Here is a 21,898-nt window from a genome sequence, read left to right as displayed (position 1 = left end):
GGGGGCAACGCCCGCGATGGTGGACACGCTCGGTTCGTGCGGCGTGGGCGCCACGAGGGCGTGACGATGCCGGGGATCACCGGCGTCTGTCCGCCCGGGCGGAAACCGCTGCGGGCGCAGCGGATGCCTGCGTCGTCGCGGGCGCTGTCCGGGCGAACGCCCGTACCCGGGAGACCGCGGGTATCCGTCGACGCTTCACGGCTTCCACGCCGGGGAGGGTTCAAGAGGGGAAGGGGTGGAGGCCCCGCGCCCGGTGGACTCCGTGCGAGCGGGAGCGTACTCCGCCCGGGAGCGGGTACACGCAGGGACGGCACACGCGACGACGCGTTGCCCGCATCCGGCGTGATCGATCACCGAAGGAGAACCTGCTGTGCTGACACCCAGTCCTCAGGACCTGCGAGTAGCTCTGGCACGTTACGCCGACGCCCGTATCGAGGACGCGCGCCGTTCCACGGACGCCACGGTCCGAGCGGTCGAGGACGCCACCCGCACCCTGTGCGTCATGACCGGCACCCGGGAGATCTCCGAGGCGCTCCACGTCGCCGACACCAGACTCGGTCTGCGTGCCGCCGGCGCCTCCGGCAGCCAGTCCCTGACGGGGTCTCAGCAGGACAAGCGCCTTCGGGCCGCCTGATCGGCCGTCTCCCGTTCCGCCGTCGGCGGCGCTCCTGCGCCCACCGGTCGGGACACACTACGGCGCCACCGTCATGCTGCCGGTGGCGCCGCGTCATGTCTACTGCGCGACGGTGACCAGGGATGCGTAGTACGCGCCCAGCGAGCGCAGGTAGAAGAGGTCGCCGGTGTCCTGATCGCGCTCGAAGCGAGGGGCGTCCATGATCTCGTCCTTGGTGCACGCGACCGTGATCACGCGCGCGGAGTCGTCGACGGCTGTCACCAGACCCACCGGTACGACGACGCTCCTGCCGAACTTCCAAACCCCTGCGTCGACCACCAGGTGGTCGAAGCCGGGAACCTGGGAGACCCTGACGACAGTGCCCAGACCGCCGTCCTGGGTCTCCACTCCGTAGTCGATCACTTCGTCGCCCAGTGCGCGGTTCAGATGTGCCGGGCAGTCCCAGACCGTGTCCATTGTCGCCTCCTCACGGCGGCCGTCGAATCCGGCCGCGGGACTTCCATATGCCCCTGCATTCGGAGCTGAAGCGGCCCGGGAGCCGCCCTCTGCTCGATTCACTCCGATGCGCAGGCCCGTACGTTTCGACAGGGCCTCGGCCCCACCCGGCTGCCCGGCCGCGCGGGCGTCCACGCCGGCGGCGGCGGACTCGGTCAAGACGACCTCCCGCCCTCCGCTCGTCCCGCCCGCCGAGAACCCGTCAGCCTGACCGGGGGACCGGTGGCGTCCCCGCCGAGCCCCCGCGGGCGGCCCGCGCCACTTCGGGTACCGCGCGGGGTGCGCGTCACAGGTCCGACGACACGATCACACGACCGACCGACGCCGGATCGGTCGAACGACAGCCCGGGCCGCCGCTCTCGGTGCGCCCTCTGCCGACCTGGCTGTATAGGGTGTCTTCCGTGCCTGGCGAGACTGACCTGCGACGACTCCTGACCCACATGCGGCCCGAGATGAATCCGGGGCGTTACGTGTTCACCACCGTGGCCGGTGGCATCCCGCCCGGGGTGACTCCGGTCGTCACAGTGGCCGAACTCGAAGGTCTCACCCTGGTGCTGCGGCAGGAGGAGGCCGATGCGGCGGGCCTGAAGTACGACTACGTGGCCGGGTGGTTGGTCCTGCGAGTGCACTCCGCCCTGGACGCGGTGGGCCTGACCGCCGCGGTCGCCCACGAACTCGCGCGGGCCGGCGTCAGTTGCAACGTGGTGGCCGGATTCCACCACGACCACCTCTTCGTCCCGTACGAGGCGGCGGAGCGTGCCATGGAACTGCTCGAAGGGCTCTCCCGGAGATCCGCGGCAGGCGTCGCGTAGTAGCCTCAGTGGTTCTCCGGGAAGGGCCTTCGAGGTGCTCGGGACGAACGATGCCCCGGCCCCTGCCGGGCGGCGCTCCGGGCCCGTACGTCCCCTTCCCGCCGTCGGGAGAGGACTGAAGACATGACAGAAAGCGTGCGTACCTCGGAGACCATCGAGGTGGTGGGGGCGCGGACCAACAACCTCCGCGATGTCACCGTGAGCATCCCCAAGGGGCGGGTGGTGGCCTTCACCGGGGTCAGTGGCAGCGGCAAGACGTCGTTAGCGATCGACACCCTGCACAGTGAGGCCCAACTTCGCTACCTGGAAGGGCTGTCGCCGTTCGTTCGGCAGTACATCACCCAGCGCAACCGCCCCAAGGTGGACCGGGTCCTCGGTCTCGGCGCCACCCTCGCCGTCGACCAGCGCCGGCTCAACCGTAACCCCCGCTCCACCGTAGCCACCATCACCGGCATCGACGGCCACCTGGGACTGCTCTACTCCCGGCTGCCCGGCATCGGCCCGGACGTGATTCCCGGCGACGGCCATCTCAGCACCGCCCACTTCGACCGGCACAGCCCGGAGGGAAGCTGCTCCGACTGCCACGGCGTCGGCGGACGCTGGCAGGCGCGGGAAGAACTCGTCATCACACACCCGGAGTTGCCCCTCTTCGACGGAGCCTCCCCCTGGTACGCGAAGTGGCGCTCCGGCGAACACGCCTTCATTCCCGCACTGGCCGAGAAACGCGGTGTGGACCTCGCCCAGCCCTGGCAGTCGCTGCCCGAGGGCTTCCGGCACAACGTGCTGTACGGCACGGGTGACGAGAAGATCGAGGCGACCGTCGAGATGCCGAACAAGAACGAGACGTCCTCCTGGACGTACACCTCCAGCGAGCCGTTGCGCGGAGCGCTCGCCGAGGTGGAAAGGGTCTTCGCGAACGCGGCGACACCGAGCGCCAAGGAGCGCTACCTGCCGTACATGCGGAAGATGCCCTGCACCACCTGCGGAGGCACCGGTTACGACGCGATCGCCCGGTCGATCCAGCTCGGCGGGCTCGCCTACCCCGAACTGCTGGAGGTCGACGTCCGTGAGGTACGCGCCTGGGGCGAACGGGTCACCTCCGGCCTCGGCACCGGCCAGCGCGCGGTCGGCGAACCCCTTCTCCAGGACCTCGCCCGCAGACTCCGGGTCCTGGACCGTCTCGGCCTCGCCCATCTCCAACTGTCGCGCGGCGCGGCCACCCTGTCCGGTGGCGAACTCCAGCGCACCCGGCTCGCCGCCCAGCTCAGCACCGAACTCAGCGACATCATCTTCGTCCTGGACGAACCGGGCACCGGCCTCCACCCCGCGGACAAGGCCCATCTGCTGGACATCGCGCTGGAACTGCGCGCCGCCGGTAACACCGTGCTGCTGGTGGAGCACGACCCGGAACTGATCGCCCGCGCCGACTGGGTGATCGACATGGGTCCCGGCGCGGGACGGCTGGGCGGCGAAGTGCTCGTCTCCGGCACCCCCGCGGACGTCGCCGGGCACCCGAGCTCGCTCACCGGTCACTACCTCGCCGGGAAGGGGCCGCGGCTGCGCCGCTCCCGCCGGCCGGTCGGGGACGACACCCGCTGGGTGGAGCTGCACGGGCTGTCCGCGCACAACGTGACCACGGACCTGGTCCGCTTCCCCGTGGGCAGACTGACCTGTCTGACCGGGGTCAGCGGCAGTGGCAAGAGCAGTCTGCTCGGCGCCCTCGGCGCCGGGACGGAGGCGGCTCTGGCCGGGACGGTGGCCGACACCGTCCGTCGGGTCACCGGAAGCAAGTGCTTCAGCTGGGTCGCCGTGGTCGACCAGGAGCCGATCGGCCGGACCCCCCGTTCCAACCCCGCCACGTACAGCAAGGCGTTCGACATCGTGCGCAAGCTGTTCGCGGAGACCGACGAGGCGCGCAGGCGCGGCCTCAAGTCCTCCTGGTTCTCCTTCAACGCGGCGAACGGCGGACGCTGCGAGACCTGCACCGGGTACGGCCGCAAGCTGGTGAACATGCACTTCCTGCCGGACGTGTGGGTGGTCTGCGACGCCTGTGAGGGCCGCCGCTACACGCCGGAGGCCCTGGAGATCGCCTACCAGGGCCTGAGCATCGACGGGGTGCTGGAGCTCACCGTCGCCGAGGCTGTCGAACGCCTCACGGAGAACCGGCAGCTGGCGGAGGCGCTGGAGGCCATGGACCGGGTCGGCCTCGGCTATCTGCAACTCGGCCAGAACGCCACGGAGCTCTCCGGCGGCGAGGCACAGCGCCTGAAGCTGGCGTCGGCGATCCAGCGGGGATCCGCGGGCCGGAAGGCCGGACTGGTCGTGCTCGACGAACCCGTCTCCGGTCTGCACCCCTCCGACATCCAGCGCATGGTGGACGCCTTCGACCTGCTGCTGGACTCGGGCAACACCGTGGTCGTCGCTGAGCACGACATCCCCGTCGCGGCCTCCGCGGACTGGGTGATCGACCTGGGGCCGGGTGCCGGCCCGGACGGGGGCGCGGTCGTGGCCGTGGGAACCCCGGACCAGGTCGCCGAAGCCAACACCCCGACCGCGGGCTTCTTCCGCCGGTACACGGCGGGGCTGCCGCTGCTGGGCGGGCCCGGCGACCACTGAGGCACCGGTGGCGCCCCGCGCCCGGCCGTGGGCGTACACCCGCGCCCGTCCGTGGCGTGCACGGTCAGGCGTGGGGCGACACCAGTTCCACCACGGTGATGTCCGGGTCGGCGCCCAGACGGACGGGCGGCCCCCAGAAGCCGGTGCCCCGGGTCACGTAGAGCAGGGTGTCCCCGTGCCGGCTCAGCCCCGCGACGTGCGGTTCGGCCAGGGTCGCCAGCTGGGTGAAGGGCCAGAGCTGGCCGCCGTGGGTGTGCCCGGACAACTGGAGATCCACCCCGTACCGGGCGGCCTCCGTGACCTGCGCGGGCTGGTGGGCGAGGAGGACGACGGCCCGGTCCCGGTCACGTCCGCCGAGCGCGGCCTCGTAGTCGGGGCCGTCGCCGTGGTCGACGCCGCTCGCGTCCTCGACCCCCGCCAGGTCGAACCCGGGCAGGGCCACCCGCTCGTTGCGCAGGGTGTGCAGCCCGAGTCCTCTCACCAAGCGGACCCACTGCTCGGCGCCCGAGTAGAACTCGTGGTTTCCGGTGACGTAGTACGCGCCGTGCCGCGCCCGGAGGTCCGCGAGGGGTTCGGCGGCCCGCCCTTGGGTGGCCACGTCGGCGTCCTCCACCAGATCGCCGACGAGGGCCACCAGATCGGGCTCGATGCCGTTGAGGAGGTCCACCAACTGCCGGGTGCGGGAGCGCCCCACCAGCACGTTCAGATGGATGTCGCTGATCAGGGCGATCCGGAAGCCGTGGGCCTGCGGGCCGAGGCGGGCGAGCGGCACGGTGAGGTGCTTGATCTTGGGCGGCCCGAGCGCGGTGTACGCGCCGTACCCCACGGCGGCGGTGGCGGCGGTCCCGGCGGCCAGGGCGACGGCCCGGCTCACGAACATCCGCCGGGAGGGGGTGAGTTGGTCGACGGCTGCACGCACCGGGGAGTCCGGAGGGGACGAGGGCTCCCCGCCGGTCACGGACCCCGTACCCGGGTCCCCGGGCGCCGTGTCACCGGCGGAACGCCTCCACCGGGCGCGCAGCAGGAACGGGCGGACCACCTCACCCACCAGCAGGGCCAGCGACAGATAGAGGATCCCCGCCATCCAGGTGAAGCCGGGCCAGCCCACCGCCGTGGCCAGCGGTGCGGGCAGCGCACGCTCCCCGGGCGGCGCGGCGACCAGCAGCAGGGCCAGCAGGACGGTCAGCGCCGTACCGGTCCGGCGCCACCACGAACCGGGAGACGTGGTGTCGCGGACCGTCCGCCGCCACACGTAGTAGTGGACACCGGCCAGCACCGGCAGCACGAGCGCGACGAACACCGCGGAGGACACCGGACCTCCGGATCAGCCGGCGAGCGGGCGCGGCGTCCCGCACCAACGACGCAGCGCCCTCGTCAGCCCCCGGCCGGGTTCGACGCCCGCCCAGGCCACATATCCGTCGGGCCGGATCAGCACATGTGGGGGCCACCTGTCGCCGAGGGGTTCGGCGAGCACGCCCGTACGCAGCCGGGCCTCCCAGCCCGTGGCGGCGGGCGGACAGCCGTGCGTGCCGGTCAGCACGAAACCGCCTTCCCGGAACAGCTCGTACAGCCGCTCCGGGCCGCCGGGAGCAGCCACGAGTGGCCGGTCGGGGACCCGCAGGCCCGTCCACCGCTCCCGCCCCGCCGCGGGGTAGCGCAGGGCCAGCCCCGACAGGTGCCGTACGTTCAGCCGGTGGACCGGCTTGATCCGCATCGACCACATCGCGGCCTTCCGCAGGGTCCGCGCCGGAAGACTGTCGGAGGTCTCGAAGCGGAAGGAGAGATCCGTCTTGCGCAGCGTCTCCGCCGCGATCGGGTACCGCTCCGCCTCGTAACTGTCGAGCAGCCCCTCCGGCGCCCACCCGTCGAGTGCCGCGCGCAGCTTCCAGCCCAGGTTGAACGCGTCCTGGATACCCGTCTGGAGCCCCTGTCCGCCGGACGGGATATGGGTGTGCGCGGCGTCCCCGGCGAGCAGCACCCGGCCGACCCGGTACTTCTTCGCGTGCCGCTGCGAGCTGCGGAACCGGGACAGCCACAGCGGATCGTGGAGGCCGATGTCCAGGCCCAGGATGGCGGCGCAGCTCTCGCTGAGATCCTCCAGGGTCAGCGGCTCGTCGGCGGGGACGGTGAACTTCTCCCGGTCCAGCACGATGACCCGGTACGTGCCGTCGCGGAACGGGAACAGGGCCGCCATGCCGCGCCGGGTGATCCGCGCGTACTCGGCGGGCCCCGGCGGACTGCTCAGCCGGGCGTCGGCCATCATCAGCGACTGGTCGTAGTTCCAGCCGTCGAAGCTCACGCCGATGGCGTCACGGACGGTGCTGTTCACCCCGTCGCAGCCGACGACGTACCGGGTCCGGACGGTGGTCGGGCCCTCCGGTCCCATCAGTTCGACGTCGACACCGTCGTCGTCCTGCGACAGCCCGGTCATCTCGGTGCCGGGCAGCAGGACCGCGCCCGCCTTCTCGGCGGCGGCCTGCAACGCCTCCTCGGTCCGTACCTGCGGGATGGACAGGCTGAACGGGAAACCGGTGTCGAGCAGTCCGTAGTCCAGAAAGCCGTCCTCGTTGCCGAGCGGCGGATGCGGGCACTCCCGGCCCGATGCCAGCAGGTCGCCCACCCGCCCCCGCATGTCGAGGAGTTCCAGCGTGCGAGGCTCGACCGTGCAGGCGCGGGACAGCCGGCTGCGTCCGGCGCGCTTGTCGACCACCTGGCAGGAGACGCCGAAGCCGGCCAGCTCCGCCGCGAGCGCGAGCCCGGCGGGTCCCGCGCCGACGATGATCACCTGGGGGGACGGCGGCATCTTCTGACTCCTTCGGATCGGCCGGACCCGCCGCACGGGGGGTACGCGGGGTGCGCGGGGTGCGGAACGACGGAAGGGACGGGCCGGAAGAGGACCACGGCGCCGCTTCCCGTCGGGACGCCAGCCAGTTAACGGGCGGGTCCGCGGCGGGCGCAACCACGCTGAGAACGAGGTGAGAGGCGCCGGAGAGCGAGGGCCCGAGGATGAGACCGGACCGAGCACCGGATTGAGAACGGGGAGTCCTAGCGTGGCGACCGATCAGGTGGTGTCCATGTCGTCCAGCCCGCAGGGGGAGTCCCGCCATGACCGCGCGCCCGCCGGAACCACGCCGTACACCGGCCGCCCCGGCCCCCGCGCACCCACCGGGCGCCCTGTCCTTCGCGGAACCCCCGGCCGTTCCCGGCCGCGAGGACCTCGAATCGCTGCTGGGCATCCGCCACTTCGAGCACCTGCTGCTGCGGATGTTCGCCGAGGGCAGGCTCAACGGCACCACGCACACCTGTCTGGGACAGGAGTACGTGCCGGTCTCCCTGGCCCCGCTGCTGGCCGGCGACCACGTCCTCAGCAACCACCGGGGCCACGGCCACTACCTCGCACTGTTCCGGGACCCCGCCGGGCTGCTCGCGGAGATCATGGGCCGGGCCGGCGCGGTGTGTTCGGGCGTCGGCGGAAGCCAGCACATCCGCCGCGACGGCTATCTCTCCACCGGGGTGCAGGGCCAGAGCCTGCCGCTCGCCGTGGGCATCGGACTGCACTGCAAGCGCACCGGGTCCGGCCGGATCGCGGCCGCGTTCGTCGGCGACGGTACCTGGGGCGAGGGAGCGGTCTACGAGGCACTCAACATGGCCGCGCTGTGGCGGGTGCCGGTCCTGGTGGTCGTCGAGCACAACGGGATCGCCCAGTCCACCCCGACGCGTCTGCAGATGGCCGGTTCGATCGCCGGCCGGGCCGCCGCCTTCGGCATCGACTTCGTGGAGATCACCGGTCACCACGTACCGGAGATCCGGGAGCGGCTCATCCCCGTGGTCCGCCGGGTCCGCGAGGAACACCGGCCGGCTGTCGTGCAGTTCACCACCCACCGGCTGGGGCCGCACAGCAAGGGCGACGACACCCGCGACCCGGCGGAGGTGGAACGGCTCCTGGCCGGCGACTGGCACCGGGAGCTGACCGACCGGCTGGGCGCGCCGTTCCGGGAACTCGACGCACGCGTCCGCGCCGACCTGGAAGAACTGGCCCGCGAGGTGGAGGCACGGCCGCCCGCCACCTGGACGGGGTCCGGTCTCCCGGACCCGAGGATGGAGGACCGATGGCCGAACTGACCGAGCCGACCGACCTGAGCGGACTGACCGACCTCGTGGCCGATGTGCTCCAGACGCCCGCAGTCGAGGTGACGGAGGAGACCGGGCCCGCCACCACGGCGGCCTGGACCAGCCTGCGGCACGTCCAGATCGTCTCCCGGGTCGAACGGACCTACGGCATCCGGCTCACCGCCCGTGAGGTACGCGCCTGCCGGAGCGTCGGCGCCCTGCGCGCGGTGCTGACCGCGAAGCGGGGGACGCCGTGACCCGCCCCGCACCCCGTGTGGTGGAGACGCTCAACGCGGCCCTGCACCGGCTGTTCGAGGAACGGCCCTCGCTGCATCTGCTCGGCGAGGACGTGCTCGACCCGTACGGCGGTGCCTTCAAGGTGACCCGCGGTCTGTCCACCCGTCACCCGGACCGGGTGTTCGGCACCCCGATCAGCGAGGCGGGCATCACCGGCGTGGCGGGCGGTCTGGCGCTCGCGGGCGATCAGGCGATCGTGGAGATGATGTTCGGCGACTTCGCCGCCCTCGCCTTCGACCAGGTGCTGAACCTGATCTCGAAGTCGGTGACCATGTACGGCGACCGGGTGCCCATGCCGGTCGTGGTGCGCTGCCCCGTGGGCGGAAACCGTGGCTACGGGCCCACCCACAGCCAGAGCCTCCAGAAGCACTTCCTCGGCGTGCCCAACCTGGCGCTGTACGAGACGAGCCCCTTCCACGACCCGTACGCGCAACTCGCCGAGGGCCTCGACCGGGGGCCCGCGATGCTCTTCGAGGACAAGGTCCTCTACACCCGGCGGATGTTCCGCGACGGGGCGGTGGACGAGCACCACGGGTACGAGCTGCTGGGCGGGCCGGCCGGCTGGGCGCACGTCTCCCCGGTGGACGGCGCCCCTGCTGACGTCGCACTGATCTGTCCGGGCGGCACCGCGCACCGGGCCCTCGACGCCGCGCGGTTGCTGCGCGCCCGAGGGCTCACCGCGCACGTCCTGGTCCCCGCCCGGCTCTACCCACCCGATCTGGAGCCGGTGCTGCCGCTGCTGGCAGGGGCCCGGTTGGTCGCCGTGGCGGAGGAGAGCACCGAGGGCGGCACCTGGGGCACCGAGATCGCCGCCCGGGTGCACACACGGATCTGGTCGCACCTGCGCGCGCCCGTACTGTTGTTGTCCTCGGCCGACTCGGTGGTGCCGACCGCACCGCACCTGGAGGCGGGTGTGCTGCTCGGCGCCGAGCGGATCGCCGAGGAGATCGAGGCCGCCGCGGCCCGGTCCCTGCCCCGCGCGCCGGCCGCGTCGCCCGTGGCAGCCGCCGGGCCGGGGACCGCCGCGACGAGGGCCGGTGAGCCACAGGCCGCCGCACCCGAGAGTGCCGGGCCCGTGACCGGGATTCCGGTCGCCGTACCCAAACTCAACAACAACGACACCGCCTACCTGGTCCTGCAGTGGCTCGCCGAGGAGGGCGCGCACGTCGACGAAGGAGACCCGCTGGTCGAGGTGGAGACCTCCAAGGCGGTCGAGGAGATCGCGGCTCCGGCTGCCGGGCACCTACGGGTGCGCGCCGCAGAGGGCACCGAGGTGGGTGTCGGGGAACTCCTCGCCGAACTGCTCGCCGAGCCGCCCGCCGCCCCGGCGCCCGGCACGTCGGCAAAGACCGCACCGGGGACGCGCGGCGCCACACCCGAGTCCGTACCCGTTCCCGCCGAGGAGCCGGGCCCCGCCGCCCGTACCCAGGTCCTCGACCGGGCTCAGCGGGGGACTGCCGCTGTCGTGACCCGTGCCCACCGGGAGGTGCCCGCAGCCTTCGCCGCGGTCGAGGTCGCGGTCGACGCGGTGCTGGCCAGGCTGCGGGCCCTGTCCGACGAGACCGGTGCCGAGGTCGGACTGCCGGAGGCGGTGGTGAAGGCCGTGGCCGCCGCACACCCCGCGTTCCCGCACCTCTTCGGCACCCTGCTGGACGAACGGACCGTACGGCTCGCCGACACGGCGGACATCGGCGTCACCATGGACGCCGGGAACGGCCTCTACATCCCCGTGCTGCGGGACTGCGCCGCCCGTTCCCTCGCCGACCTCGCCGACGACCTCATGGACTTCCGGATGAAGGCGTTCCGCGCCGAGTTCACCGCGGGTGAGCTGTCCGGCGGTTCCTTGAGCGTCTCGCTGAACACGGAACCCGGCGTCCTGCTGGTCCAGCCGATCGTCATGTGGCCACAGCTCTGCATGGTCTCGGTGGGCGGCCCGCTCACCCGGCTCGTCCTCGCGGACGGGGTGCCCGCCCCCGCCACCGTGGTCACCCTCGGACTGGCCTACGACCACCGGGTGGTCAACGGCCGGGACGCGGTCGCGTTCCTGCGCACCGTCGCGGACGCCCTGCACGACCCGGAACAGCTCGTCAAACTCATCGACTGACAGCGAGGACGTGACGTGGTGACACCGCGGGAGGGTCCGCGCTTGCGACGAACCGACCTCCCGGCCGCCCTGGTCGGGAGGTGCGGGCCTGCCAGGCGTCACCCCGCACGAGGGCCGGCGGAGCACCGGCGGTCCGGCCCCCGCCCCGCGGGCACCGACCGGGCCGGGCGGGACCTGGCCCACCGGCAACCCCCGGCCACCCGGCCCCATCCACGGCATCGCCTCCCGCGAGGCGCCGCCCACGCGGTCTGCCGCCGTCCGACCGGCACACCGCCCGAACGAACTGCCCGGACCGGTCCGGCTCCAGCGGCTCGACAGCCGCGGGAGCGTCTCAGTGAGGAGTTCTCGTGGCGTACGGGTTGACCGCCTTCGGTACCGCCCTCGGCGAGGAGACCGCCGTGAAGGACGTGGTGGCCGAGTACACCGAGGACGTGGAACGCGTCCTCGGGTACGGCTACGACTACATCCACCGGGCCGCGCCCGGCACCAGCGTCACCGATCTCGCCGTCGAGGCGGGGCGGCAGGCGCTGGGGCCGGTGCATCCACGCGAGGTGGACCTGCTCGTCCTCGCCCTGACCGACCTCGCCGACCATCTGTACTGGGACGCGGCGGCCCGCGTCCAGTGGGAACTCGGCCTGAGCCGCGCCGAGGCGGTGCTCGTCGACCAGGGCTGCGTGGGCGGGGTCACCGCGTTCGACACCGTCGCGGGACGCTTCGCCACCCATCCCGGTTACGGTACGGCACTGGTCGTCGGCGCCAACCGGACCGTCGAGGCGTACTGGAACCGGCTGGACACCCACTCGCTGCTCTTCTCCGACGGGGCCGCCGCCGCCCTCGCCGTACGCGACGCACCCACCCTGCGCTGGCGGTCGTCGTACGCGGAGACCGACGGCCGGTACGCCGACTTCTTCCGGATGGACGTCGGCGGCGCCCGGCAGCCCTTCGTGCCGGGCAGCGAGACACCCGCCGTACGGGACTCCTGGGACGTGGTCGAGCACTTCGAGCACGACGCCGAGCGACTGGCCGCCTACGCCGAGGAGATCGACGACCGTACCGCGCGCGCCGTGCACCGGGCCTGCCGTCAGGCCGGGTGCGCCGAGGAGGACCTGGCCCGCCTGCTGCTGCTCAACGACAACGCCCGGGTCCTGGCGGCGCAGGCGGGGCTGGTCGGGGTGCCGCTGGAGCGCACCAACGCCCGACTGGCCGCCCGGTACGGGCACTTCGGCGCCGCCGACCACCTGTTCTCCCTGGCCCGGACACAGGAGGCCGGGGAACTGTCGCCCGGGGACCTCGTGGCCCTCGCGGCCAACGGCCGCGGCATGCACTGGGCGTGCGCGGTCCTCCAGTGCTGAACACCTGGCAGGCCCTGCCGGGGAGCACTCTCCCGCCACCTCACAGATCGGAGTAACACGCTATGAGTCGTCATCCCGCCCGGCGTGCTGTGCTGGCTGCCGCGCTGGTCTGCGCCGGCCTGGGGCTGGTCTCCTGCGGGGGCGACCCCGACACGGCCGTGCAGTCCTCCGATGCCGCCGACACCCCCGCCTGCAAGCTACTCCGGCCGGTGTCCGTCGAGTTCGGCCTCGGAGAACCCTCGGTGAGCCAGATGTCCGGGGAGGGCTGTACCGCACACAGCCACGAGTTCGGCACCCTCACCGTGACCATGCGGGACCGGCCGCTGGAAGCGGCGGCGACCGGACAGGGCAAGCGGAGCACGATGCGCTTCGGCGACCACGACGCTGTGATGCTGATGGGTTCGCTGAACGGTGTCTGCAAGATCTTCCTGGACTCGGGGGAGAAGAACACCGTGGAACTGCGGCTCGGCCGGACCACGGCGATGACCCCGCAGGTGTGCACCTCACTGAAGAAGGCGACGGCGAACGTGGCCGATGGGCTCGACGCGCAGGCCCCGGCCTCCGCGTCCGGCTGACGCGATTCGAGGATTGCGGGGGTGGTGCTTTCGGCGCCACCCCCGGTTGTCATTCCCGCACGACCTCTCCTTCCTCTGGCCCCGAGCGGGCCCGGGAGGGGTCGTGTGCGCCGCCGCACCCTCTCGGGTCCCGCGGGTCACGGGCACGGCCCGGCGCCGTCGGTGTCGGCGTCGCCGGCGTGGCGCACCGGGCCGCCGGGGCCCGCCCCACTGCCGCGCGGCAGCGTCGACGGCCCGTTCCGGAGCCCGGACGCCGTCAAGGCCCCGGAACGGAGGCGCACCGGACATGCCCGTAGCCGAAACCGTGGACCCACCATGACGCGCTGGACCGACAGAGGACCGCGCCGACGGAGACCCGCCTCCGGAACGGGGCGCACTCGGGCGGGCCCGGCCACGCGGGGAGCGGTTCACCCGGACCGACCCGGAGGGGAGGGCGGAGCACCCCGTGGTCCGCGCACCGGGCGAGACGCAGGGACATACGGGGACTTAGGGGGACTTACGGAGACCTCGTCCTCACTCCAGCTTGCGCGTGGTCGTGGCCAGGGACGCCTCCGCGAGGGAGGCGACGCCGAGCGCGGGTGGCCGCGCGCCGTCCGGTCCGTCGGCTGCCGGCCCCGGCAGGCCCTGGGTACGGTCGATGACCCGTACCGTCGCCGGCCCCCTCCCCAGCTCCAGTACCAACGTTGCTCCGCTCGCCGGGACCTGACGGACCCACAGCTCCCAAGGAGCGTCGCCGGCCGGGTCGTCGGCGTGCTCTCCGGGCACCCCGGACACGGACCACCCGCGGACAGCGGCTCCGCTGACGAGGACCACCAGTTCGTGGGCGCCCCGCCTGGAGGCCACCGTCAGCCGGACCCGCCGCCCGCCGTCCGCCGTGTGCCCGACCACCGTCGTGGTGACCCGGGGGCCGGGCAGCGGGAACGCCTGGGCCGGACCCCGCCGTACCGGCACCCGCCAGCCCGGCCAGAGATCGGACACCGAGCCACGCTCGGTGCCGGCGGGCAGGAAGTCGTCGCTCCAGTCGTCCGAAGGAGACCCGCTGATCCAGTGGGCCGTACTCCGGTCCGCGTCCCACAGGTACAGAAGGTCGGCGCGCACCGGGTTCTCGTGCTCCCGGGGAAGCAGTGCGGTGCCGGCCAGCACGGCCGTCGCGACCACGGCCGCAGTCACCGGCACCAGCCGTGGCAGGACGGGCAGCACCCCAGGCAACAGAGCCGTGAGCAGTGCCGCCACTGCCACCGGCGCGGCTACGAGGCCCAGGCCCAGCGCGTTCGTGAGCAGGGGCACCAGCGGGAACACCAGCAGGGCGGCCGGGACCGTGCCCAGTGCCGCGGCCAGTACCCGGCCCCGTACCGTCGTCCCGGCCCGCGAGGTGAGCACACCGGCGGCGGTGAGCAGCCCCAGCGTCGGCCAGACGAACACGTGGCTGCCGCCGGGCAGCATCGCCGCCGACACGACGGACAGCAGGATCCACAGCAGCGCGGCCCCCGCCACCTGCGCCCCGGCGCCCGCCCACCGGCGGGCGAGCAGCGCGACTGCGCTGCCGACGGCCAGGGTGAGCACCAGGAACCCGGCGAGGGCCGGACCGTGCCCGCCGATGTCGTAGTAGTGGGCGAACTCGGGATGCCCCGCCGCGGCCGGTGGCGCCAAGGCGAACGCGGCCCCGGCGGCGAGCACCACCTGGCCGAGGGCGACGGCGAACCCCCGGAGGACGGCACCCACGGTGAGCGCGCCGCGCGCCCGCAGCCGCAGCAGCAGCGCCAGGCCGAGCGCGGCCGTCGCCAGCGCGGCCGGCAGCGCGGCGCCCAGCGGGTAGGAGACGAACCACCCGGCCGCCTGGAAGTACGCGGAGTTTCCGGCCGGGGGGCGCGCCAGGTCGGCCGAGGCCAGCGCGCGGGCCAGGCCGAGGGCCTGTTCTCCCTGGTGCTGGACGGTGGCCGGATCCACCCGGTCCGGGGTGTCACCGGTCCCGTGGTAATGGGTGTAACCGTCGAGATAGGCCAGGTTGAGACCTTGGTGCCCGGCCTCCTGGAACACCGTGAAGTCGGTGAGGTTGGGCATGTACTCGTACGCCGCGTCGAGGAGCGAGTCGGTGCGTGCGCCCGGCACCGTCCCGGCGAGTGTGCTCACCAGCCAGCCGGCGTCCGGTCCCGCCTCGAACATGAGGCTGGGTCCCCTGGTGCCCCTGGCCTCGAAGTTCAGGACCACCGCGTCGGGCGGCAGTGTCCCCGGCGCGTCCACCAGGGCCTGCGCGCCGAGCAGCCCGCTCTCCTCGGCGTCGGTGAACACGAACAGGACGTCGTTGCGCGGGGGCGGCCCCTCCCGCAGCGCGCGGGCCGTCTCCAGCAGGACCGACACCGGAACCCCGGCGTCGTTGGCGCCGGGCCCGGCCTCGGTGGAGTCGTAGTGGGTGACCAGCGCGACCGGCCGGGTGTTCGCTGTGCCGGGGATACGGGCGACCACGTTCTCCAGCCGCAGGCCGGCGTAGCGGGAGTCGGCGCCGGTGGGAGAGAGGTCGGGGCGGTGGGACGCCGCCGCACCGGTCTGCACCCGGGCGTCGATGCCCAGCGCGGTGAGGGTACGGACGATGTACTCCCTGGCCCGTGTGTGTGCGGCGGAGCCACTGGGCCGGGGGGCGGTGGCGATCTCCCGTACGTGTGCGGTGGCACGGGCCGCCGAGAAGGTGTCGGTGGGCGCGTCCAGCCCTCGGGCTGCGGGCATTCTGCCGTTCCAGGCGACCAGGGAGAGACAGAGTGCGGCAAACACGGCGACGGCCGCCGGGAAGACCCAGCGCCCCCCGGTGGCACGGGTCGTTCCGTCCGGCCCCGAGCGGTCGGTGCGGGGGTGCCCGGGGCTGTCGCCGGCCCCCGCACCGGGGCGGGGACCGCGCAGACCGGCCACGGCGGACCGGTCGCGGTCCTCGGGCCGGGGGCCACCCGCACGGTTGTCATACCGTCTGGGCGTCATAGACCGTGCGCTCCTCCTGCGACCGGTGTGCGCCGGACACCCCTGCGGTGTTCTTCCGCCCGCCCGGCGCGAGCGCGATACGGTCCACCACGTCCTGTCCGGCGACGGCGCCGAGCTCGTCCGCGGCGCGTTGCCGGGCATGGTCGCGGACCAGCGTGTTGAAGGAGTAGGTCGGGCTGCCCGGCGCGGCGCCCGGGTCGACCGCCAGCAGATGCAGGGTGACCAGGGTGTCCAGCAGCCGCTGGGTGTCCTCACCGGGACGGTCGGAGACGGCGGAGGCCATCCACTCGGGAACGAGATCCAGATCGCAGAGACTGAGCCGGAGCCACAACCGGTATGCGGCAGGCGACAGGTGCTCCAGGGTCGAGGCGAGCCGCGCCCCCATGTCCAGGCAGCCGATGGAGAGTTCGGCGATCCGGTCCTGCCGCGTCCCCAGACGTTCGGTGAAGCTGCGCAGGGTGCAGTGCGGGCGGGCCCGCAGCCGCGCTCCGGCGGCCCGGAGGGCGAGCGGCAGATGCCCGCAGAGCTGGGCGATTCGCCGGGCGCTGTCGATCTCGGCGAAGACCCGCTCCACGCCCACCAGGGAGGCGAGCAGGTCCAGTGCCTCATCGGTGGGGAGGCCGTCGACGCGGTACTCGGTCAGGCCGGGGATCTTCAGCAGACTGGCCCGGCTGGTGCACAGGACCGCGCTCTCACCGCTGGGCAGCAGGGCCTCGTAGCGGGTGGACTCGGCCACGTCGTCCAGGACGATCAGCAGTCGTTTGCTGGCGGTGATGCTGCGGAACAGTGCGGCGCGGGCGGCGAGCCCCGCGGGGATACGCGGCTCGGGGACCCCGAACGCGTCGAGGAACCCGTTCAGCACCTCCTGCGGGGACGCGGGGTCGGTCTGCCCCCGCAGGTCGGCGTAGAGCTGGCCGTCCGGAAAGTGCTGCTGAAGAGCGAGACCCGCGTCGATCGCGAGGGCGGTCTTGCCCGTGCCGCCGCATCCCGCCAGTGCCACCACGCGTGGCCCGCCGTCCGCGCGCAGGTCTGAGGTGATGCGCTGGAGCAGGTCGCGCCGGCCGGTGAAGTCCTTGGTCCGGGGTGGTAATTGGGCGGGTACCTTGACCGATGGCCAGGGCTGGGGTGCCGCGGCGGTGGGGGGCGGGGCGATCGGTTCACCGGAAAGGATCTTCTGGTGCAGTTCCTGAAGTCCCGCGCTCGGCTCCAGGCCGAGGTTCTTGATCTGGGCCAGACGGCTGTTGCGGTAGACGGTCAGGGCCTCCGCGCGGCGCTGGGACTGATGCAGTGCGGTCATCAGCTGCGCGCACAGCCGCTCACGCATCGGATATTCGGCGACCAACGGTTTGAGTTCGCTGATGAGTTCGGCATGCCGGCCGAGGCTCAGTCCCACATCGAGCCATTCCTCCAGGACCGAGAAACGGCGTTCTTCCCAGTGCGCGGCCACCGCATAGGTCAGCGGTCCTGAGATATCGGCGAGCGGCTGCCCTCGGTAGAAGGCGAGTGCCCGCTGGTATTCGGCACCGGCGGGCTCCAGTTCGCCGGCAGCCACCAGCTCCCGGGCCCGGCGCACTGCCTTCTCGAACGCGTGGGCGTCGAGCTCCTCCTCGTCGAGCCGTATACGGTAACCACCCTGTCCGGTCTCGATGAGATCGACCGGCGCGCCGGCCGCGGTGAAGGCGTTCCGCAGCCGCCACACGCAGGTCTGGATCTGCTTGTCCGCCGTGGCGGGTGGCGCCGAACGCCATACGGCGTCGATGAGCGAATTAATGGGAACGATGCGGTTCGCGTGAATCAATAAGGCCGCAAGAACGGTCAGTTGGCGATTTCGGCCCACGCGAATGGGTTTGCCCTGGACGATTGCCTGTAGCGGCCCGAGAATGCGAAAGAACACTTCGCGGCCATGATCGTCGAGCCCCTCTTGTGGATGACCTGTATTGAGAGATGAATACTCATTGCGGATCGGCAAGATCATCCTCCAGGTGGGGGGTCCTTTTGGGGCCGGTGGGGAATCTTACAGAGCAGCACTTGACATGTCTATACCCAACTTGGGGGCTGGTATGGGGTTCTCTTGGCCAGAACTTTTCCGTGCAGGGGATTCCATGCATTGCGCAAGAAGGTGGACCGGCCTGAATGCGGTGGCGTGCTGCATGCGGCTATCGGAGATGCCCGAATCGACCCCCGCCTATGCCCGTCTGGCCTGAAACCGACATCGCGCGAAGAGCCAGTGCGTCCACTTTTCCGCCTGCTGTCCTTGGGAGTTCCGGCAGCACGAGGATGTGATCGGGACGCATCTGCTCAGGTATCGCTTCGGCGATTCTCCGGTGTAACTCCGGGACGGTCGCACCGGATCCCAGCACCACGAAAGCGACCAGCCGTTCCACCGCGTCGTCCGCTCGCTGCAGTACCACGCATTCGCTGACGGCCGGATGGCTGCGGACCGCCGCCTCGACCTCACCCAGTTCGATCCGGAAGCCGCGCACCTTCACCTGGTGGTCCATCCGGCCGAGGATGCGCAACCGGCCGTCCTGCCCCCACAGCCCGCGGTCCCCCGTCCGGTACAGCCGCCCGCCGGGCTGGTACGGATCGGGCAGGAACCGCTCGGCGGTCAGCGCCGCCCGCGCGTGGTAGCCGCGGGCCACCCCCGGCCCGCCGAGATGGATCTCGCCAGGCACTCCGGGCGGGACCGGCCGCAGCCCGCCGTCCAGGACGTACGCCCGGTAGCCGGGTACCGGACGTCCGATCGGGATGCCCGCGCCGGCCGCCTCCGCCGGACCGCAGCGGTGCGTGGTGGCCCACACCGCGCACTCGGTCGGCCCGTAGTCGTTGAACAGCGGTGCCTGGGGGCACAGCCGCAGGTGTTCGGCGACGATCTCCGGGCTCAGTGGCTCCCCGCCAACGGCCACCATCGAGAACCGGCCGAGCACCTCCCGGTCCGCGACCTGGAGCACGATCCGGTAGTGCGAGGGCACGGCGTGGACATGGGTGACGAACGCGGACTCCAGCAGCTTCCGCAGTGCCATCGGGTCGTGCGCCTCGTTCTCGGTGGGCAGCACCACCGCGCCGCCGGAGGTCAGCGCCCAGAACATGCCGCCCGCCGCCCCGTCGAAGCACAGCGGTGGCAGCACCAGGTCCCGGCCGGGCGGCGGGCCCGCCACCGCGCGGGCCGCCGTGGACGCCACGATCGCCCGGTGGTGCACGCCGATGCCCTTGGGCTTTCCGGTGGAGCCGGACGTGTAGATGACATACGCCAGGTCGTCCGGGGTGACCGGTACACCGAGCGGAGTGCCGGGCAGCCCGGCCGCCTCCCCGGCCGTCAGCACCGGCACGGGCACCGCGAACTCCGGCACCCGGCGGACGAGCAGCGCCACGGCGCCCGAGTCGGCAAGGATGTGCCGGATACGCTCGGGCGGATACGTCGGCTCGATCGGGACGTAGGCGGCACCGGCCTTCAGGGTGCCCAGCATCGCGGTCACCGACCAGGCGGCGCGTTCGGTCAGCAGCGCAACGAGCCCTCCCGGGCCCACTCCGGCCGCGCGGAGTCGGCGGGCCACCCGGTTGGCGGCCTCGTCCATTTGTGCGTAGGTCAGTTCGGTCTCTCCGCACAGCACGGCCGGCGCGTCCGGGGTCCGGACGGCGTGTTCCTCGACCAGGGTGTGCAGGCAGACGGCGGGAAAGGCCGCCTCGGCACCGCGCGACCACTCGGCGAGCGCGGTCCGCTCCGACGTCCCGGCGCCCACGATCCCGTGCACCGGCCGGTCGTCGAGCAGCCCGTCCAGGACGGCGAGCAGCCGCGACGCGAACGTGGCGACGGCGCCCTCCTCGTACAGACCGGTGTCGTGGTCCATCCGCAGCAACTCGCCCTCCAGCCGGACCAGCAGCCCGTGGTGGGCGGCCGCGTCCGGCGGCCGGACCGCCAGAGCGGTGTACGCGCCGACCTGTTCCGGCTCCGTTTCTCCGCAGGGGGCCACCGCGAGGGCCGCGTGGAATCCCGGGTGGACCCGGGCCCCGGAGGCGATCGTCTGCCCGACCGCCCGCAGCGCGACCGACCCGGACACGCTCTCGGCCACCCGCGGGGCGACCCCCACGGGCACGTCCGACGCGACGACCAGCCCTGTCCCGGGCGAGCCGCCGCAGCGGACCAGCAGCACCGCCAAGGCCGTGGCCAGTGACGCCTCGACGGGCACCCCGGCGGAGCGCAGCCGCACGGCGGTCCGCCCGGCCGGGACCCGTACCGTCCGGGCGTACCCGGAGGCCCGGTCACCGCCGCCCGGCAGACCGGGCAGCCCCGGCACCGCGCCCTCGGCCTGCGCGTCCCCCGCCACCGCGGCGGACCGGGAGAGCGCCTCAGACCCCGGACCGGCCGCCGGGAACGGAGCGTCGACCGTCAGCAGCCACCGCATCACCGCCGCCGGAGACAGCGCATCCTCGGTGACCACCACCAGGAGGAACCGTTCCTCACCGAGCCGGGCCACCAGCACCCGGGCAGGGACCGGCTCCGCCTCGGCGGCGGCCGTCTCCTCACGGACCAGCTCGCCCCACTCCGTACGGTCCGTCCCCCCGCTCCCCAGGTCGTGCACGGTGAGCGGAACCTCCCGGCCACCGTCCGCGACCCGCGCCCGCAGCGCCACCGGATCCGGCCGGCCGCCGACCACCCAGCACCCGCTGGTGAGCCCGGCGCGGCCACCCGCCGGGACCCCGGCCGGGGGCCTCTCCGGAGGAACATCCCCCGGACCGGCTGCCGGAACGGGCGGGTGTACGGACAGGGACGCGGGCACGGGCACGGACGGGGACATGGTTCGTTTCCTCCTGGTGTGCAGTCGTGGTGAGGCGACCGGGCGGTGCACCCGGTCGCCTCGCTGTGCTCACACGCCCGTCAGAGCAGCACGCGCTCCGCCGGGGATTCCCGGTGGGCCCGCGACTTGCGCAGGTCCCGGGTGACGACCGCCTTCTTCAGCCAGCGGTCCGTCCCGTCGAACCGGGCCTTGAACGCGGCCCGGCCGTGCACCGCCCGGTAGTTGTCGATCACCAGCAGGTCGCCGGGGTTCAACGCGATCCCGGTCAGATTCCGCTGCAGCTCCCCGGTCAGCGCGTCCAGCGCCACCGACGCCTCCGCATCACCCGGCAGCGGTGCCATGAACGCCGGATCGATCCGCAGGTACGGCCGGTCCGGGTGCCCGAACAGCACCGCGCACGGCTCCGGTTCGTCCTGCATCCGCTGCACCGCGTGCAGGGTTCCCCGGTTCGTGGTCAGCTTCCGGGCGTGCCTGAGGTGTTCGGTGTCCGGCCGGATCAGGAACCGGGGCAGACTCAGCACCTCCCGATGCTCGTCGCTCAGCACCACCTCGTCCACCCCGGCCACGCCCGTGGGCACCGCGTCGTGGTTCCGCAGCCCCAGCAGGAGCAGGTAGTCGCAGCGGTACGGGTGGAAGCCGTCCTCCGTGTGCCAGGCCAGTTCCACCGTGCCGTGACCGCTCTGATCGTTCTCGTGCGACGGGACGGGCAGCACGTCGTGCACCAGCCGCCCGTTCTGGAGTGTCGACCAGCCGAAGACGTCACCGAGGTGCGCCGTCGCCAGCATGAGGAACACCTCGTGCACCTCCGACTCCGGTTCCCGGGGCGGCTCCCGCCAGTCCAGCGGAGTCGGCCCGAGCCGGCTGTCGTCCACCGGAAGACCGCGCACCACCAGGCACGACGCCTCCTCGGCGGTCCGGAACCGCCGCAACTCCCTGATCAGGCGCGGTGGCAGCCGGTGGGCCACCACCGACAGGTCGTCCAGCAGGGCAGGGGCACTGCTCGCCCCGTGCTCCCGCAGGACCGAGCGGGTCAGTTCGTCCAGCGCGGCTCCCTCGGCCGCGTCCAGGTCCACGTATCGGATCACCGGCGATCATCTCCCGGTCGGCCCGTACGGGAGTGTCCTCGTGTCTTCACGAGTT

15 protein-coding genes are annotated in these 21,898 nt (G+C 72.7%); 8 read left to right on the top strand and 7 right to left on the bottom strand.

Features of this window, described 5'->3' with window-relative positions:
- Window positions 1-370: 370 nt before the first annotated feature.
- Window positions 371-634 carry a DUF5133 domain-containing protein gene (locus tag ACH4VO_RS10225; protein ID WP_360990953.1) on the top strand — a complete coding sequence of 88 codons (264 nt, stop codon included), beginning with the start codon at window positions 371-373 and terminating at the stop codon, window positions 632-634.
- A 99-nt stretch (window positions 635-733) separates the two neighbouring features.
- Here the strand turns inward: ACH4VO_RS10225 and ACH4VO_RS10220 are convergent, their stop codons facing one another.
- Window positions 734-1,090, bottom strand: coding sequence for a hypothetical protein (locus tag ACH4VO_RS10220; protein WP_360990955.1), 357 nt, complete (start codon window positions 1,088-1,090; stop codon window positions 734-736).
- A 440-nt stretch (window positions 1,091-1,530) separates the two neighbouring features.
- Here ACH4VO_RS10220 and ACH4VO_RS10215 point away from each other — a divergent pair, with 440 nt between their 5' ends.
- Together ACH4VO_RS10215 and ACH4VO_RS10210 are read left to right on the top strand one after the other, a co-directional pair.
- Window positions 1,531-1,941 (top strand): ACT domain-containing protein, encoded by a 411-nt coding sequence (locus ACH4VO_RS10215; protein WP_360990958.1) that lies wholly within the window; start codon window positions 1,531-1,533, stop codon window positions 1,939-1,941.
- 123 nt (window positions 1,942-2,064) lie between these two features.
- Complete coding sequence (locus ACH4VO_RS10210) at window positions 2,065-4,557, top strand: excinuclease ABC subunit UvrA (protein ID WP_360990961.1); 2,493 nt, start codon at window positions 2,065-2,067, stop codon at window positions 4,555-4,557.
- Window positions 4,558-4,621: 64 nt separating this feature from the next.
- On the opposite strand, the gene ACH4VO_RS10205 is transcribed toward ACH4VO_RS10210, so the two are convergent.
- Window positions 4,622-5,869: a metallophosphoesterase gene (locus ACH4VO_RS10205; protein WP_360990964.1), complete on the bottom strand. Its 1,248-nt coding sequence runs from the start codon at window positions 5,867-5,869 to the stop codon at window positions 4,622-4,624.
- A 12-nt stretch (window positions 5,870-5,881) separates the two neighbouring features.
- Window positions 5,882-7,360 carry an FAD-dependent monooxygenase gene (locus ACH4VO_RS10200; RefSeq protein WP_360990966.1) on the bottom strand — a complete coding sequence of 493 codons (1,479 nt, stop codon included), beginning with the start codon at window positions 7,358-7,360 and terminating at the stop codon, window positions 5,882-5,884.
- A gap of 302 nt (window positions 7,361-7,662) precedes the next feature.
- Between ACH4VO_RS10200 and ACH4VO_RS10195 the strand changes: the two genes are divergently transcribed.
- The 5 genes from ACH4VO_RS10195 (at window position 7,663) to ACH4VO_RS10175 (ending at window position 12,995) form a co-directional block, all read left to right on the top strand.
- On the top strand, window positions 7,663-8,679 hold the full coding sequence (locus tag ACH4VO_RS10195) for a thiamine pyrophosphate-dependent dehydrogenase E1 component subunit alpha (protein ID WP_360990969.1): 1,017 nt from the start codon (window positions 7,663-7,665) through the stop codon (window positions 8,677-8,679).
- Window positions 8,667-8,924, top strand: coding sequence for an acyl carrier protein (locus ACH4VO_RS10190; RefSeq protein ID WP_360990972.1), 258 nt, complete (start codon window positions 8,667-8,669; stop codon window positions 8,922-8,924). Before ACH4VO_RS10195 ends, ACH4VO_RS10190 begins: the two co-directional genes overlap by 13 nt.
- Complete coding sequence (locus ACH4VO_RS10185; RefSeq protein ID WP_360990975.1) at window positions 8,921-11,068, top strand: 2-oxo acid dehydrogenase subunit E2; 2,148 nt, start codon at window positions 8,921-8,923, stop codon at window positions 11,066-11,068. Before ACH4VO_RS10190 ends, ACH4VO_RS10185 begins: the two co-directional genes overlap by 4 nt.
- A 347-nt stretch (window positions 11,069-11,415) precedes the next feature.
- Window positions 11,416-12,420, top strand: coding sequence for a 3-oxoacyl-[acyl-carrier-protein] synthase III C-terminal domain-containing protein (locus tag ACH4VO_RS10180; protein WP_360990978.1), 1,005 nt, complete (start codon window positions 11,416-11,418; stop codon window positions 12,418-12,420).
- Between the two features lie 62 nt (window positions 12,421-12,482).
- The gene (locus ACH4VO_RS10175; RefSeq protein WP_360990981.1) at window positions 12,483-12,995 is read left to right on the top strand and encodes a hypothetical protein; all 513 of its coding nucleotides are present in this window, start codon (window positions 12,483-12,485) and stop codon (window positions 12,993-12,995) included.
- Between the two features lie 513 nt (window positions 12,996-13,508).
- Here ACH4VO_RS10175 and ACH4VO_RS10170 read toward each other — a convergent pair.
- The 4 genes from ACH4VO_RS10170 to gntD form a co-directional block, all read right to left on the bottom strand.
- The gene (locus tag ACH4VO_RS10170; protein ID WP_360990983.1) at window positions 13,509-15,962 is read right to left on the bottom strand and encodes a M28 family peptidase; all 2,454 of its coding nucleotides are present in this window, start codon (window positions 15,960-15,962) and stop codon (window positions 13,509-13,511) included.
- Entirely contained in the window at window positions 15,943-17,799 is a 1,857-nt protein-coding gene (locus tag ACH4VO_RS10165; protein ID WP_360990986.1) for a BTAD domain-containing putative transcriptional regulator, read from the bottom strand. The genes ACH4VO_RS10170 and ACH4VO_RS10165 overlap by 20 nt, the downstream gene beginning before the upstream one ends.
- Before the next feature lie 319 nt (window positions 17,800-18,118).
- Complete coding sequence (locus ACH4VO_RS10160; protein ID WP_360990989.1) at window positions 18,119-20,758, bottom strand: amino acid adenylation domain-containing protein; 2,640 nt, start codon at window positions 20,756-20,758, stop codon at window positions 18,119-18,121.
- Between the two features lie 80 nt (window positions 20,759-20,838).
- A complete protein-coding gene (gntD, locus tag ACH4VO_RS10155; protein WP_360990991.1) occupies window positions 20,839-21,843 on the bottom strand; it encodes a guanitoxin biosynthesis L-enduracididine beta-hydroxylase GntD in 1,005 nt (334 codons plus the stop codon).
- Window positions 21,844-21,898: the final 55 nt, after the last annotated feature.

The organism is Streptomyces sp. NPDC020780, from assembly GCF_044334475.1.
GTDB lineage: Bacteria > Actinomycetota > Actinomycetes > Streptomycetales > Streptomycetaceae > Streptomyces.
The sequence above is the reverse complement of the archived record's forward strand: the minus strand, read 5'-3'. Positions and strand labels throughout refer to the sequence as shown.

Bases quoted from the DNA above. Each gene is read 5' to 3' on its own strand.
- ACH4VO_RS10220 (WP_360990955.1), bottom strand. From the start codon at position 1,090: ATGGACACGGTCTGGGACTGCCCGGCACATCTGAACCGCGCACTGGGC.
- ACH4VO_RS10210 (WP_360990961.1), top strand. From the start codon at position 2,065: ATGACAGAAAGCGTGCGTACCTCGGAGACCATCGAGGTGGTGGGGGCG.
- ACH4VO_RS10200 (WP_360990966.1), bottom strand. From the start codon at position 7,360: ATGCCGCCGTCCCCCCAGGTGATCATCGTCGGCGCGGGACCCGCCGGG.
- ACH4VO_RS10195 (WP_360990969.1), top strand. From the start codon at position 7,663: ATGACCGCGCGCCCGCCGGAACCACGCCGTACACCGGCCGCCCCGGCC.
- ACH4VO_RS10190 (WP_360990972.1), top strand. From the start codon at position 8,667: ATGGCCGAACTGACCGAGCCGACCGACCTGAGCGGACTGACCGACCTC.
- ACH4VO_RS10175 (WP_360990981.1), top strand. From the start codon at position 12,483: ATGAGTCGTCATCCCGCCCGGCGTGCTGTGCTGGCTGCCGCGCTGGTC.
- ACH4VO_RS10170 (WP_360990983.1), bottom strand. From the start codon at position 15,962: ATGACGCCCAGACGGTATGACAACCGTGCGGGTGGCCCCCGGCCCGAG.
- ACH4VO_RS10160 (WP_360990989.1), bottom strand. From the start codon at position 20,758: ATGTCCCCGTCCGTGCCCGTGCCCGCGTCCCTGTCCGTACACCCGCCC.